The sequence below is a fragment of the Falsiroseomonas sp. genome (genome assembly GCF_051860665.1).
GTDB lineage: Bacteria > Pseudomonadota > Alphaproteobacteria > Acetobacterales > Acetobacteraceae > Falsiroseomonas.
The window spans coordinates 22,721-36,410 of record NZ_JBHYDM010000021.1 but is presented as its reverse complement, the minus strand read 5'-3'; the positions used below and the strand labels follow the sequence as shown (position 1 = coordinate 36,410).

The 13,690-nt window shown below is 66.6% G+C and carries 15 protein-coding genes; 3 read left to right on the top strand and 12 right to left on the bottom strand.

Annotated elements, in window-relative coordinates; translation table 11 throughout:
* Positions 1-313: 313 nt before the first annotated feature.
* A complete protein-coding gene (locus ACTIF1_RS18755) occupies positions 314-2,290 on the bottom strand; it encodes a phage terminase large subunit family protein (protein ID WP_439597980.1) in 1,977 nt (658 codons plus the stop codon).
* 52 nt (positions 2,291-2,342) lie between these two features.
* Complete coding sequence (locus tag ACTIF1_RS18750; RefSeq protein ID WP_439597979.1) at positions 2,343-3,035, bottom strand: hypothetical protein; 693 nt, start codon at positions 3,033-3,035, stop codon at positions 2,343-2,345.
* Between the two features lie 219 nt (positions 3,036-3,254).
* Here ACTIF1_RS18750 and ACTIF1_RS18745 point away from each other — a divergent pair, with 219 nt between their 5' ends.
* Positions 3,255-3,575, top strand: coding sequence for a hypothetical protein (locus ACTIF1_RS18745; RefSeq protein WP_439597978.1), 321 nt, complete (start codon positions 3,255-3,257; stop codon positions 3,573-3,575).
* 4 nt (positions 3,576-3,579) lie between these two features.
* On the opposite strand, the gene ACTIF1_RS18740 is transcribed toward ACTIF1_RS18745, so the two are convergent.
* The 5 genes from ACTIF1_RS18740 to ACTIF1_RS18720 form a co-directional block, all read right to left on the bottom strand.
* Positions 3,580-4,203 carry a hypothetical protein gene (locus tag ACTIF1_RS18740; RefSeq protein ID WP_439597977.1) on the bottom strand — a complete coding sequence of 208 codons (624 nt, stop codon included), beginning with the start codon at positions 4,201-4,203 and terminating at the stop codon, positions 3,580-3,582.
* A gap of 6 nt (positions 4,204-4,209) precedes the next feature.
* Complete coding sequence (locus ACTIF1_RS18735; RefSeq protein WP_439597976.1) at positions 4,210-4,557, bottom strand: hypothetical protein; 348 nt, start codon at positions 4,555-4,557, stop codon at positions 4,210-4,212.
* Entirely contained in the window at positions 4,557-5,303 is a 747-nt protein-coding gene (locus ACTIF1_RS18730; protein ID WP_439597975.1) for a recombinase family protein, read from the bottom strand. The genes ACTIF1_RS18735 and ACTIF1_RS18730 overlap by 1 nt, the downstream gene beginning before the upstream one ends.
* 218 nt (positions 5,304-5,521) lie before the next feature.
* Complete coding sequence (locus ACTIF1_RS18725) at positions 5,522-6,037, bottom strand: hypothetical protein (protein WP_439597974.1); 516 nt, start codon at positions 6,035-6,037, stop codon at positions 5,522-5,524.
* Between the two features lie 146 nt (positions 6,038-6,183).
* Positions 6,184-6,570 (bottom strand): hypothetical protein, encoded by a 387-nt coding sequence (locus ACTIF1_RS18720; protein WP_439597973.1) that lies wholly within the window; start codon positions 6,568-6,570, stop codon positions 6,184-6,186.
* A gap of 108 nt (positions 6,571-6,678) precedes the next feature.
* Here ACTIF1_RS18720 and ACTIF1_RS18715 point away from each other — a divergent pair, with 108 nt between their 5' ends.
* The gene (locus tag ACTIF1_RS18715) at positions 6,679-7,539 is read left to right on the top strand and encodes an MltR family transcriptional regulator (protein WP_439597972.1); all 861 of its coding nucleotides are present in this window, start codon (positions 6,679-6,681) and stop codon (positions 7,537-7,539) included.
* Positions 7,511-8,653 (top strand): DUF4917 family protein, encoded by a 1,143-nt coding sequence (locus ACTIF1_RS18710; protein ID WP_439597971.1) that lies wholly within the window; start codon positions 7,511-7,513, stop codon positions 8,651-8,653. Before ACTIF1_RS18715 ends, ACTIF1_RS18710 begins: the two co-directional genes overlap by 29 nt.
* Positions 8,654-8,679: 26 nt before the next feature.
* On the opposite strand, the gene ACTIF1_RS18705 is transcribed toward ACTIF1_RS18710, so the two are convergent.
* The 5 genes from ACTIF1_RS18705 to ACTIF1_RS18685 all read right to left on the bottom strand — a co-directional run bounded on the left by ACTIF1_RS18705 (position 8,680) and on the right by ACTIF1_RS18685 (position 13,650).
* A complete protein-coding gene (locus tag ACTIF1_RS18705) occupies positions 8,680-9,231 on the bottom strand; it encodes a DUF6362 family protein (protein ID WP_439597970.1) in 552 nt (183 codons plus the stop codon).
* A 685-nt stretch (positions 9,232-9,916) separates the two neighbouring features.
* Entirely contained in the window at positions 9,917-12,487 is a 2,571-nt protein-coding gene (locus tag ACTIF1_RS18700; RefSeq protein WP_439597969.1) for a DUF927 domain-containing protein, read from the bottom strand.
* Complete coding sequence (locus ACTIF1_RS18695; protein WP_439597968.1) at positions 12,480-12,821, bottom strand: hypothetical protein; 342 nt, start codon at positions 12,819-12,821, stop codon at positions 12,480-12,482. Before ACTIF1_RS18695 ends, ACTIF1_RS18700 begins: the two co-directional genes overlap by 8 nt.
* Positions 12,818-13,378 carry a hypothetical protein gene (locus ACTIF1_RS18690; RefSeq protein WP_439597967.1) on the bottom strand — a complete coding sequence of 187 codons (561 nt, stop codon included), beginning with the start codon at positions 13,376-13,378 and terminating at the stop codon, positions 12,818-12,820. The genes ACTIF1_RS18695 and ACTIF1_RS18690 overlap by 4 nt, the downstream gene beginning before the upstream one ends.
* Complete coding sequence (locus ACTIF1_RS18685; RefSeq protein ID WP_439597966.1) at positions 13,375-13,650, bottom strand: transcriptional regulator; 276 nt, start codon at positions 13,648-13,650, stop codon at positions 13,375-13,377. The genes ACTIF1_RS18690 and ACTIF1_RS18685 overlap by 4 nt, the downstream gene beginning before the upstream one ends.
* Positions 13,651-13,690 lie beyond the last annotated feature (40 nt).

Below are 13,690 nucleotides of genomic sequence, written 5' to 3'. Positions count from 1 at the left end.
AGTTCCCTCCTGCTGTGAGCGCGGCCCTTGACGCGCTCACAGCAGCAGGGAGGCAGCGCGCATGGCCTGTGAAGTGGTGAAAACGCGGCCGCCTGGCCACGCGATGTAGCCATCGTGCAGGCGCGACGCCGTCGTACTGACGAAGCTATTCCTCAACCTAGCCGATCACTGCGAAAGCTTCGGGCGCTGAGCCGCCACTTGTGTGATGCTTGCGAGCGTGTACGCATTGATTTCAAGATTCAACGCGGCGGCCAGAGCACGAAGGCCGCATCTGGTCGGATGCGGGCGATCGTTCCTTCAGTCGAACCACGATTTAGCTTAACCATCGCCCAGAACGCGGTTTGATCTGGAGGATAGGTGCAGGTTGTGTCTGGACGGCCTGCTCAACCCTCGGTTCGCGATACGCTACCGCCACCAGATCCGCCCGCCGGTTCAGCTGCAGCCCGAAGTGCAGCAGCCCGCACAGCGCGCCATAGGCATAGACCCGGCAGTCCAGCGCCTCGTTCCGCCGTCCCGGGATCGGCTCCCACACCCGGTACCGGCTTACCCCGGACTTCAACGTGATCAGCCGCTCCGCCGTCAACTGCTGGTACCAGCCGAGATCCCGCGTCGCCGGCACATGCATGAAGCCCGGTCCGGGCTCCTCCAACGCCAGGCGGTTGCGGATCACGTCCTTCGCGCTGTTCACGCCCAGGATGATCGGTCGGTAGCTCGCCTTGTGCGCCGGCGTCGGCCGCTTGGTCGGCCAGACCGGGTTGCGCGCCCCCTTCTGCGCGCTCTCTCCCTTGATGCCCCAGATCTTCCGGCCCAGCCGCGCCTTGCAGAAGGCGTAGACCTTCTGGGTGTGGTGGCCGCCGGTGTCGATGCAGGCAGCCTCAATCGCGAAGGGACGGCCGTCATCGCGGTGGAAGCGCTGCAGCAGATAGGCGTCGACCTGGTCCCACAGCGCATGGCTGCCGGGGTCGCCCTCGAAGACCTCATAGGCGATGGACCAGGATTCCTCGTGGTGGCCCCAGCCCACCAGCTCCAGCACCACGCAATCCTGCTGCACGTCGAGGCCGGCGGTCAGCACCGCCACACCCTCCGGCACCACCCCGGGCCAGTTCTTCGCGCGGCGGATCAGCGCATCCAGCGCCAGCGCCTTGCCGGTGTGCTGGCGGTAGGGCCTGGCCGCCTGGGTGTTCCACCAGACCTGCAGCTTCTCTTCATCGCCCTGCGCCGCCAGCCACTTCGCCGCAACGTCAGCCGGCTTGTCGCGCTGCCAGGGCGAGTAGAGCTTCGAGGCCTGGAACCCCGCATGCTTGTTCGGCACCGCCCAGGTGCCGCAGTGCCGGCAGGTGGCACGGTAGACGGCGTGGCGCCGGCCGGCCCACCACTGCCATGTGGCCTCCACCGCGGCCTCCGTGCCGCCCTGCTTTGGCAGGGCGCGCCAGCGGGCCTCGTAGGCGTCCAGGGGCGCCTGGCGCTCGCCGCAGCAGGTGAAGGGCCGCGTCTGGTGCCACCGGGCCGTGGCGAGCGCCCGCAGGCGGTCGCCCTCGCTCCAGCCGGTACCGCAGGCCTCGCAGTAGATCCGCGCCGTCTCTGGCCGGTGAACGCCCCCCGGCTTGTCCCAATGGACGTGACGGAAGAAGTCCAGGAACTGCCGATGAGCGCAATGCGGGCAGGCCAGGGAGGCGCGGCGCTGGTCGCTGGCGGCCTCCGCCGCCTCAATGCGGCTGCTGCCCTCGACGGTCGGCGAACAGGCGCGCAGCGACAGCCAGTTCAGGTCGAAGCTGGCGAGGCGCTCCTCAGCGATGTCGATCGGCTCGCCCTCGCGGGTGACGACGTATTTGTCGACCTCGTCGCAGAGCAGCACCCGGATGGGGCGGCGCGCCAAGTTGTCGGGCGAGCCGGCGCCGGCAAGCGCCAGGAAGCCGCCGGGGAAGCTCTTGAAGAGAAGCGTCTCCTCGGCGTTTCGGGTCTTCGACGAGCCGACCAGATCGCGCAGCACCGGCGTGGCGCGCACCATGGGCGTAATGCGCTCCTTCGAGAACTGCTCGGCCGCGGCCTCCTTCGGCTGCAGCAGCAATATGGGGCACGGGTCGAGATGGGCGAAGTAGCCGAAGACGTTCTCCAGCAGCGCAGTCTTCATCAGCTGGGTGCAGACCATGGCGCTGATGGTGTGCACGCCCGGTTCCGTCACCGCGAGCATCGGTCCGCGCGCCACCTCGACGGTCGCGGTGCGCCAGCGGCCGGAGCGAGAGCCGGCACCCTTGGCGAGGTGCCGGTAGCGGTCGGCCCATTCGGGCACGGAGATCCGCGGCGGCGGGGTCAGGCCGCGGCGCCAGGCACGGGCGAGGCGGTCAGTCGGGCTCGCCGGGTGCGGTGAAATCGGCTTCGGGCTCGCCGAGCTCCTCGAGCTGCTCGTGGACATAGCGGGTCAGGGCCTCGGAGACGCGATCCGCCTCGAGGTTGAGGTCGGCGGCCAGCAGCGGCCCGACCCGGGCCGGCCAGTTCAGCCAGGCATCGCGCGCCGCACGTGCGCAGTTGAAGAGGACCTGCTCGGCGAGCTCGATGTCGATGACGGCGCCCGCGGCCTTGCGGGCCGCGACCATGCCCTTGAGCGCGGCGGCGGCGGCTTTGACCTTCTCGGACTGCGCCAGGTCGGGGGCGTCGCCGGCGAGGACGCGGCGGGCGAAGGCGTCGAGGTCGAGGGATTCGTCCTCGGCATCGGGCTCGGCGCGCCGGCGGCGGCGCCGCAGTGCGCCGCCCTGCGGCTGCGGCTCGAGCGCCTCGGCGGGTGCGGACAGTGCGGACAGGGGTGCGGACACTGCGGACACGGTGTCCGCACCCCTGTCCGCACCTGCCGCGGGGTGCCGATTGCCGTGCCGCCAGCCGGTTCCGACGAGGTCAGGATTTAGCTTCCCGTTCGACAGCGCATGGAGTTTACCCTGTTCGACGGCGCGCCGCACCAGCCGGTCACTGCACCCTTCGCGCCGCGCGAACTCGCGGATGGAGATGCCGTCTTCCGGGGGTGCGGACAGGGGTGCGGACACCTTTTTTCACCCATAGCTGGGGATGCGTCGGGGTGCGAAGCATCCCGTGCGGGGGGTGGGGGGCAGGAAGGACCCAGACCGGGGGGGGGGGGGTAGGCTGCACTCCCCTCTGTTGTCGGCAGAGGTGAGGCGCCCCCCGCAAGGCAATTGACGGAGCGGTCGAAGACGCTTCCTCTCTCGTGGAAGGTCTCGGCCAGCGCCACGCCTGGGAGAAATGGCATGCCCACGCTCGAAGAGCGATTCGATGCTGCGATGATGAACATCTACAAGCGGGCGCGCTCGGAGGCGAAGTACAACGCCACCATATTCCTCGGCATGCTGCTCGATAAGCGTGGCCTTCGGACCGCGAAGCAGCTCATCAATGAACCCAACGTGTCGGACGGCTACACGGCCCTATGGGAGAGGGGGCGGTTAGACCTCACGGTCGAAGCCATGGTGATCGATCACCCGGAGTGGCACTCACTCTTCGAAGAAGAGGAGCTAGCGAAGGCGCGCAAGAGGCTCGAGCAGTACGGGTACAAAGGCGCGAAGGCCGGATAGAGGCTCAGCGCCGTGCCGTGGCCATGGCCTTCGCGAGCGCCTGCCGGAAGGCCGGCGTCATGGTGGCCTGGGCGACCTTGATCGCGCGATCTCGGAAGCCGAAGCGCGGCTTGTAGCGGGCCTGGCCGATGAACAGCGCGAGCGGTTGCAGGGCGCCGCTGGCCAGGCGCCGAAAGAAGCCGCCGGCGCCGGACGCCGTCTTGCCGACGAAGACGTCCTTGCGGCGCTGCAGCGCGGCGAGGCCGCGGCGCGGGATATTGCCGAACGCATTCCGCGCGATCGCCTTCGGCATGATAAGCGCCCGGCCCTTGCCGGTGCCGCCCTGCTTCGACGGCTCGGGCTTTCGCGTGCCGCCCGTCTCCTGCAGCTGCAGGTACTCGGCCTGGCGATCCTTCACGAAGACACGCGCGACCAGGTTGCTCTTCTTCGCCGGCGTCGCCGCGATGCTGTTGCGGGTGAAAGGTGTTGGCCGGTCGAAGACGCTGGGTAGCGCGCGGCGATTCGCCACCGCGGCGGCCTGCGCCATGTCGGTCAGCGCGCGCGCCGTCGCGAATGGCACCTGGCTGCGCGCCAGGTCATCCAGTCGGCGCGTCAGGGGTCGAAAGTCCGCACGCACCTTCGCGTCCATGTAGCGCTACTGCACGGTCAACGTGGTGTAGCCCTTGCGGCCCTTCTTGCCGGGGATGATCTGGCCGATCATGGTCTTGGTGATCACCACATTCTCGGTCGCCGGCGTGCCGGCATGGGTGCTGCGCGTCAGCACGCGATTGCCGGCGATGACGCTCTCATGCGGGCCCATGGCGTGCAGCAGCGTGCCCTTCAGCGCCTCGTTTTCCGCGGTCAGCCGATCGATCTCCGCCTTGTTCACCGCATAGGTGCCGGCGTCGGCGATGACCTTGCGGTCGAGGATCTGCGGCCGCGTCACCGGCGGCGCGGCGGCGGCGGCCTTGCTGCGGGCGGGCGACTTCCTGGCGGTCGGCATCAGCTCTGGTTCCCTTGATTCAGCAGGCGCTTCACCTGCGATGCGTGCCAGACCTCCCCACCCGAGGGAGGCCGAACGCCGCGGGCGGTAAGCGCTGCAGCGATATCTCGGAGCGATGTGGCACCCGCCTTTCTGGCGGCTTCGATGTAGGGCCATACGTCGCGGTGATACGCTGCAGCGCGTTCGGTCTGCGCCGCTCGGCCGGCGCGGGATGTGGCAGTGTCGAAGCCGCGGACGATGCGCGGCCCCCCGAGCTTTGCGCCGCGTGCTTTCGCCGCGGCGAGCGCCGCCTTGGTGCGCTGGCTGATCAGCCCGGCCTCGAGCTCGGCGACCGCGGCGAGCAGGGTCAGCAGAAACTTGCCGGTCGGACCTGGCGGGATCTGCGGCAGGTCGCAGAAGGCGACGCCCGCATCGCCGACGCCCTCGACGACGGAGAGCAGGAAGCGCGCGTTGCGCGCCAGGCGGTCGAGCTTCGCGATGACCAGCACAGCGCGTCGGGCGCGACAGGCGGCAAGGGCGGCGGCGAGCTGCGGCCGATCCACCCGCTTGCCGCTTTCCACTTCCTCGAACTCCGCGACCAGGCGGCCGAGGGGATTGGAAGCGACGAAGGTGGCCACCGCGGCCTTCTGAGCGTCCAGCCCCAGGCCGCTGCGGCCCTGCTGGTCGGTCGAGACGCGATAGTAGGCGATGAAGAGCGGTCCGCCGGCCGGGCCCTGTACGGGCGCCCTGAGCCGGGGACGGGGCATTCTACGGGTGTTCCATCCGCAAACGTCCGTTGACTAGGTTGGTACAGATGCGCGGGCCAGCCTGCTGGCGTCACAGCCGACGCCGTTATGCGACGGGGACGAAGGCTCAGCCTATGGCGGGGAGAGCGAGAGCGTAATTCCGGCTCGCCGGTGCCCTGTGATAGCCGTCGAAGAAGCCAGGCGGATGCAGCACCATGACAAAGTCGCAGACCAGTATCTCAACACCTGAGCCCCTGGACGACGCGGCGCTGGAGGGGGTGGTTGGCGGCCAGGCCGGCGACCCGTCGACGGTTCCGACCGGCGGCGAGGATGGCTACCTGTTCGGCGGAAGCGGCGGCGCCGGCGGGAGCGGCGGCTTCGGCGTAGCGGGCGGCGAGGGTGGCGAGGCGGGCACCGGCGGCAATGGCGGCAATGGCGGCGTTGGCGGGCTGTGGTTCGGCACCGGCGGCGCGGGTGGCACCGGCGGTGGCATGGGTGGAGATGGTGGCGACGGCGGGAATGGCGGTGCGGGCGGCCTGTTGTTCGGCAGCGGCGGGGCCGGCGGCCTGAGTGGCGCAGATGGCGGCGATGGCGGGGGCGGCGGCACTGGCGGCCATGGTGGTGATGGTGGCCTGCCCATCGTCTCCGGTGGAAGCGCCGGCACGGGTGGTGCGGGTGGCCAGTTCGGGGGCTCGGGTGGCCACGGCGGGACGGGCGGCGAAGGTGGCGCCGGTGACGGGGGCGGTGCGGGGCACACGCCGGGAGTCTGACGAGCCAGGCCGAAGAAAGCCCGCGGCCCCCGGGCACCCAGAACGACGAAGCCCCCGGACGGACGTCCGAGGGCTGGTCGGCGCGTGATGGGCAGTGTGGCGCTTCCGCTACCGTAGAAGCCGCCAGGTGATCAAGCGGAAAATGACATGACGTTCATGTTCCCGCCGATCGCCACCAGATCCCGCAGCAACGCGGCGGTGGCCTGTTGTGCCCAGCAGGATGCATCCGGCACCAGAAGATGCGGCGCCCACTGGGTGAGGGACCGGCCGCGCGCGCCGAGGCCAGCCAATGTGCTGGCGCGCGACGCGCAGATGACGGGGTGCAGGCGCGCCTGCTCCGCCTCCAGCATGTCGAGCGCGGCTTCGGCCCGTTCCTCCGCCGCGACATCATTGCCGATGGCCAGCAGGCGGGCGAACCAAATAAGGCGAAGACTTGAACGACAAGCCACGCTAGGATCATTCTTTGTAATGAAGCCGTGCGTCGACGCTCGAGCGAGCTCATGCGGCGGCTTCTCCATTGATTGAGCCAAGGCTTAGCCCGACCCGAACCTAACTCAAAAAGCGGGCGCTGCACGCTTCGGCAAAAAGCTACAATTCAAAGAAATTACTTATGCATATCAGCTCCAGTGCAAAGCGCGGCTGCTGCAGGGAAGCCCTTTGCTTTCAGGCAGGCTCTATTGGTGGAAACCCCGATGAATGTAGGCGTGTCAGCGGACAAGGAAGATTCATCGAACTCTGGCGATCTACTTGAGCTAGTGGCCAAGGCGCTTTATGAGCACAAGATCAAGGAAGCTCGCGCAGCGGTAGCTGACCTCGAACTCCCTCTACAGGATATAGAGCTAACCCTGATCGAGGTGCGGGATTGTGCCGACGACAGATGTGCTGCCATCACCATTTTTGCGCTGATGGAAGACATCATGATGTTGCTTCTTACACGCAATATGAATTCGAAGCTAAAGGGCGGGCTTGGCAAGATCTTCGAGCCGTCCGGAATTTTGGGCACAGCTAGTTCGCGGATCACCATGGCTGCGGCGTTAGGATGGATATCGAAAGAAACTCAGGCGCAACTCGACCTTCTGAGAAAAATCCGCAATGAGTTTGCTCACAGCGTCACAACGCGGCGCCTGACGGACAGTCCAGTTAGTGGCTGGATTTCATCGATGCATGCATCGGAGTCTATGTTTGAATCTGGCGCAGCAGCTGCGAGAAAAGTGAGGCCGCAATATACCGTGCGCCCGATCAAGTCCTATTCTACAAGACAAAAACTAGTCGCCCGGGGCGCTACTCTATTGCGCCAGCTTGTTTTCGAACTCACGGCTTTGCCCCATGCTCACCGGCATGGCGTGGCGGCAGAACATATCTTCGGAGACATGGACGAGATGCCAAAGGCCGCAGCAGATCTGCTACGAAGCATCACCCGAATCATGCTCCCTATTCTGATTGATAATTTCGACCACGATGAATTTGAACGAGCGCGCGCCGGGTAGGTCGCCTTGGCAAAAATTCGTGGGGATGTTTGAGCATATTGCGGCCATACAAAATAAAAACAGGGACAAAATGACAAAAATAGTCAGCTTTAGTGAGGCCCTCGCGAAAATATCTGATGCTAAGCATCGCCACGTCTTGCTGGGGAACGGGTTTAGTATAGCCCTGAGGCCAGATATTTTCTCGTATGGATCCCTGTATGATAACGCTGATTTTTCTGCAACACCTCACGTGCCGAGACTATTTGAGGCACTCCGAACGCGGGATTTCGAAGTTGTGATCCGGTATCTCCAGGATGCCGCGCGCGTTGTTGAGGTGTATCGGCCACACCTTAAGAAACTCGCTGCCAATCTCCGCCGTGACGCCGCATCCATAAAAGATGCGCTCGTTTCAGCGATTGCTAAACGTCACCCAGATCGGCCGTACGATATCAAGCCGGAGCAATATGCAGCGTGCCGAGCTTTCTTGGATGGATTCGGTCATATATTCACATTGAACTACGACGTTCTTTTGTATTGGACTTTGATGCAAAATGAGGTCGATGAGCGGAGTCTTCGTCCTGACGACGGTTTTCGGCACCCTGAAGACGATCCTGATGAACCCTACGTGTCCTGGCAGCAAGCAAATAGCCCGACCGTTCATTATCTGCATGGAGCACTGCATCTGTTCGACAAAGGTACAGATATAATTAAATACACCTGGTCAAAAACTGACATTCCGATCGTTGACCAAATTCGTGTAGCGCTTGACGAGGATCGATACCCACTATTTGTTGCAGAAGGTACCAGCGCAAGTAAGCGGACGCGAATTTTGCACAATGCTTACCTACACAAGGCGCTGCGTAGCTTTGAAAGTTGCTGTAAGCCCGCAGGAAATGCGCTTGTCATATTTGGTCATTCACTGGCCCAGAACGATATCCATATTCTTCGACTCATAGCCAGCGGAGGCATGCGGCATATTTTGGTGGGCCTTTATGGCGACCCCAGCTCAGTTCCGAATCAGACCGCCATCCGGCAGGCAAACGCCTTGGTTCAACTGCGACAAACGAGGCGCGGCAGCGGATACCCTCTGTCAGTCACGTTTTATGATGCCGCTTCGGTCCACCTTTGGGGCTGAGATAGACCTACCGACAATTTCTTGTTTTAAGAGGAGGTGCGGCAGCGTGACGTTGCCAGGCTCCCCGGCCCCTCCCGCTCCTCCCGCCACACCCGCGCCCACTCCGCCCCGCCGCATTGCTGCGCGTACAGCGCCATCACGATCCAGCTGATGCCCTCCGCGTGCCAGCGCTGCACCGCCCGGTAGTCCCAGCCGAACATCGTTCCGATCGACCGCCAGCTGTGCCGGTGCCGCCCCGTGATCGGGCTGGTCAGCGCCCGCAGCAGCAGGATCCGCCGATGGTTGATCCGGTCCTCCGGCACCAGCTTCATCCAGCCGAAGGCCTCGTCCATGCGCGTCACCTTCCGCGCGCTCGGCACCGGCGCCTTGATGGTGATGGGGCCGTAGCCATAGGCCTCGGCCGCATTCACCAGGACCTCGGGCCAGTTGCTGCGATAGCCGGCGGGCAGGCAGCCCTTGGAGGGTAGGGCCAGCAGCGTCGCCCCGGCCTCCTCCAGCCGATACTGCACCACCTCGGCATCATAAATCGGCTCCTGCGGCCGGGCGGCCGCCAGGTGCTGGACGCGAGTCATGTTCATGGGGCGCCTCCAAGCGCGCGCGGGCGCCGGCGGAAGGTCCGCGGCGCCGGATGTCAGAACGAGTGGGCGTGCCTGGGCTGGGGCGCCGCTCGATGGCGGGGCGGCGGCGTATGTCGCCGGCGTGGCGACGGCGCGCAGGGAGCCCAGGTTATCCGAAGACCTACCCCAGAACCTGCCACGTGATCCACGGGCTTTCGGGGTCTCCTCGGGTTCGAAGAGGTGATGCAGGGGGCCTCAAGGCGGCGGGCCCCCGCCCGGCGCCGGCAGGAGAAATATCACAGAGAGCGGAGGCGTGAGTAGGTATTTGCTCCGCCTGACTGCCTGCGCTGGCATGGCAGTTGGAGCACGCGCGGGGCCGGTACTGTCAGCGCGTGCGCGGTGCCGTGGCCGGCCACCACTGCGCCGTCAGGGAGGCACCGCCTCATCTCGGTGGGTATTGCCGCCGCGGCTTGGGATTACCCGAAACCACCCCAAAATGGCGGTAAGGACGGTAAGAACGGTAAGACCATTGAAAAGGCGGGATATTTTCGCCTTACCGTCACTCGGCGCGGTCGGTAAGAACGGTAAGATTTCAGGCCTTCTCCGCGACCGTCTTACCGTTCTTACCGTCTTCCCAAAGGTCCGGTAAGAAAAAACACGAAACAAAATCAACGGTCTTACCGTCTTACCGCCCTTACCGCACATTTCAGCCCTGCCGGTGCTCTTCCGGCTCATAGGCGCCGGCCTCGGTCTCCATGCTGAAGATGCCGGCGCTGATCCGGTAGACCGGTACCGTGTTGCCCACCTCCGGGATATGCTGGTTGTCGATTAAGCGGCCGTCACTGCGGCGCACCAGCACTCCGTGAGCCGCAAGCACCTTGAGCACCCGGCGCGGGTCGAAGCCCTTGCAGACCTCTGATGCCCACTGGCCGCTCTCGATCAGGAACTCGGGTCCGGTCTTACCCGCCTGGGTGCGCCAGCCGACCCGGTTCTGGATGATGGGGCCCTCGGCGCGGGTGTAGTCGGGCTTCAGCGGAACGAAGCGGCTCTCGCCGTGGGCGAGAAGGTAGGATCGAACCTGGGCGATCGCCTGGATGTCGTCGCCGGATGCAACGCTGCCCCGCTCGCCTAGCCAAGCTCGGAAGCAAGCCGCTGCGGCAGCCATCGCCTCTCCCTTCGGCCACGGCAGAACGCCCCACTCAGCCCCGAGCTCGCCGGCGATGCCCAACAGGGCGAAGCGCTCCGCCACATTGGTCACCTGGCTCGAAGCGCCGGTCGGCACATGCTTCTTGGTGAAGCCGGACCGCGCCGCCTTGGCTCGTTCGATCAGGCGCTCCGGCGCGCTGACACGGGCCCGCACGAGATGCGACAGAAAGCTGCGGGCCGCCGTGCCGTAGTAGGTGCGCGCGGCCGCCTCGATCTGCTTGGCGAAGTCTTCCGGAGCCGCGGCGCCGTGCAGGTTCTGGAACGCCCCCATGCCGGCGCCGGCGTCGGAGGGCAGGTTCACCAATCGGACCTCCAGCCCGCCCATCATTCGCTTCCCGGCCTCGCCCATCTTGGCCGCTAGGGTCATCTCACCGGTCGACAGAAACTGCGTCCGCCAGGTGCGGGCCCGCCGGGCGCTGCCGCTCTTCTCCGCCCGCTGCTTCCCGCTGCCATTGGCCAGCATGTAGACCGTGTCCGCTACCTCATTGGCCAGCGCCTGGCCGATCTCGTCCAGGATCAGCACGGTGTCGGAAGTGTCGGCCGCGGCCCCCTCAAGGCCATTGCCGGTCGCTTTCCAGTTGCGAACCTGGGCGCCACGCTCTCCGCGGCCCCAGACGCTGCCGGCCGCATAGGCGATCGTGGATTTGCCCTTGCGAGGCTCGCCAACCAGATGGAATCCGCCGCTCTCGCCGCCCAGGATGTCCAGCAGCGGCGTGGCCAGCGAGATGCAGATGCCGAGCGCCAGGCGGCTGTTGCCGACGGCCAGCCGGCCAATGTTGTCCTGCCATTCCTGCAGCGTGCCGGCGGCGCGAAAGGCATTGTCGCTGCCAGCGTGCTCGGTCTGGAGGATCACGGTGCTCGCGGCAGGACCATAGGCCTCGCCGCCTGGCAGGATGAAGACATGTTTCCCATTGGCCACATGCCAGCCGGTGCGATCGACACAGACCCGGCGCCGGTTGCTGCGCACCCCGCCGATGAACTTCTTCAGCAGATTGCGCGCGCGGCTGCTGGGGTCGCAGTGCAGGCCGGCATTCTCCAGCTCCTCCGCGATCCGGCTGCCATCGGCATGGATCAACCGCTTCGGCACGCTCCACTGATGCTCCCGCTCGTCCCGATCTCGCCAGCGGATGACCAGGCCCCAATCCATGCCTGTCCCGTCATTGGCCTCGCCCACCACCTCGAAGGGGGCGGTGATGAAGATGCGCTCCTGCGGCAGATCCTCATCGAGCGCGGCGGCCTGGTCGTAGAAGAGCCCCGCTTCCCGGAAGACGAAGTTGGGTGGGAGCTGGGGCGGGTCGGCGTCCTGCGCTTCCGCCAGCAGCTCGGCCAGCAGCTCCGGTGAGCCGCCGGCCGGCAGCGGGTCCGCCAAGTCCCAGCCCTCCGGCCAGTCGCGCGGCACCTCGACGATCCGGAAGCTTTTCGCCTTCGCGACGCGGAGAGGCGGCCGGGCGAGAGCTGCCGCCTCGTTCATGTAGGCAAGGCCGGGTTTGTCTCGGTCCGGCCAGCCGACGATGTCCCGGCCGATGAGCACCGACCAGTCGGACTTCGACGCCGCCTTGCTGCCGCCCTGGCTCGCGATCACCACATGGTCCGGGAACAGCTTCGCCGCCGCGTCGGCGGTCTTCTCGCCCTCGACCAGCAGCACCGGTGCCTTCGGCCGGGCGGCCAGGGCCGGCAGCCCGTAGAGCGGGCGCGGCGCCGGCGGCGCCTTCATGTGCCAGCCGGTGCGGTCCTGCCGTGCGCCCTTGCTGTCGATCCACATTCGGCGACCATGGCAGAAGGGGGTGACGTCCTTCTTCACCTTGCTGCCGTCACGCCGTTCGAAGCGCGCGACGACAAAAAGCAACGCCCCTTCGGCGTCGCGGTAGTGCCAGCACGCAACCGCCTTCCCGAAGCCGGGGTGAAAGAGATCCGCAGCCTCCGGCGGATCCACGGACAGCGGCGTTGCGGTGGGCTCCCACACTTCCTTGGTGTCGGGGGGCGGCGCGGGATGGTGCGCCACCCCGTTCATCTTCAGCGGTGCGAAGGGGTCCGCGCTGCCCCGTTTCGGCGTTCCCGTGTGTTCAGACATGGTGGTCCCCCAAGTCGAGCCCGAGCATCTCGGCGATGCTGCGCGCGGCTTCTGCCTGGCTGAGGTTGTGGATGGCGGCGGCGAGGCTGATGACGTCACCGCCGTAGATGCCGGCCGCGAAGTCGGCCCATTTGCCGGTGGTCAGGTGGACGCTGCAGGAGCGTCCGGGCGTGCCGCTCAGATCGCCGCAGCGCCATTGCTTGCCCTGCTGCTTGCCGCCCGGCAGCCAGCGCAGACAGAGCGTTTCCAGGTGCGGTAGCGCCGCCCGATTGATCGCCGCGAAGTCGAGCCGGCCGCCACCGCTTCGGGTCTGCCTCCGCCTGCGGGCCTTCATGCGCGGCTTGCCCGGGGCTGGCGCCCGCCGCCGCGCCCGCCCAGCGGGCCGCGCGCGGCGGGCGCCCCCTCGCCCTTCACCGCGGGGGCGGCGGGCGAGTGGCTGGCGGCTTTCGCCGCGACGGAAATGCGCGCCAACCTGGCCGAGAGTCGTGCGGCGACGCCGCCGATCTCGCTCGCCTCGGTCTGGCTCAGACGGCCATCGGCCAGCGCATCGCAGAGAGCGGCCGGCACCTCGCCGGCCGCGCGCGCGAAGGCGGCGACCTCCGTTGCCAGTGTCGCGCTGTCCACGGCCTGCTCGGGCACCAGGCGATGACCCGTGAGACGCGCCTGCTCGACCGCGACGATGGGATCGCCCGTGATGCGCTCGAGCTGCGTCACGACGTCGAGCGGCGGGAAGGTGCCGAGGTCGTTCAGGTCGTAGTAGCGCGCGAGCTGGGAGGGCGAGACGCGGACGCAGGCCGAGGCCGCGACCAGCCCGCCCACCGCGGCGATCAGCCGGCGGAAGGCCGTCTTAAGAGCGCGGAGATCTTCCTCCGCCAACATGCCCGCGCTCATCGGCTGGAACCGGGCAGGGGGACAACGCTTCCCGCTGCGCCGTCCCGGCCAGGTGGGCAGGATGCCAGCTGAAAGGCACGGGCCATGTCCGGGCGCAGCTCGGCGGCTGTGACCTCGCCGTTGGTGGCGGCGACGATATCGGCCACGTGCTGCGCCTTGGGTTTCAGTGTCCCGTCGGCCCATCGGAGAACGGTGGTATGCGCGACCCCCAGCCGGGCGGCCAGACTGGTCGCGGTGACTCCCTTCAGGGAGAGGTAGGTGCGAAGGTCCATGGCCGAAATGTGCGAGTGTCGCACATAAAGGTCAAGGCGA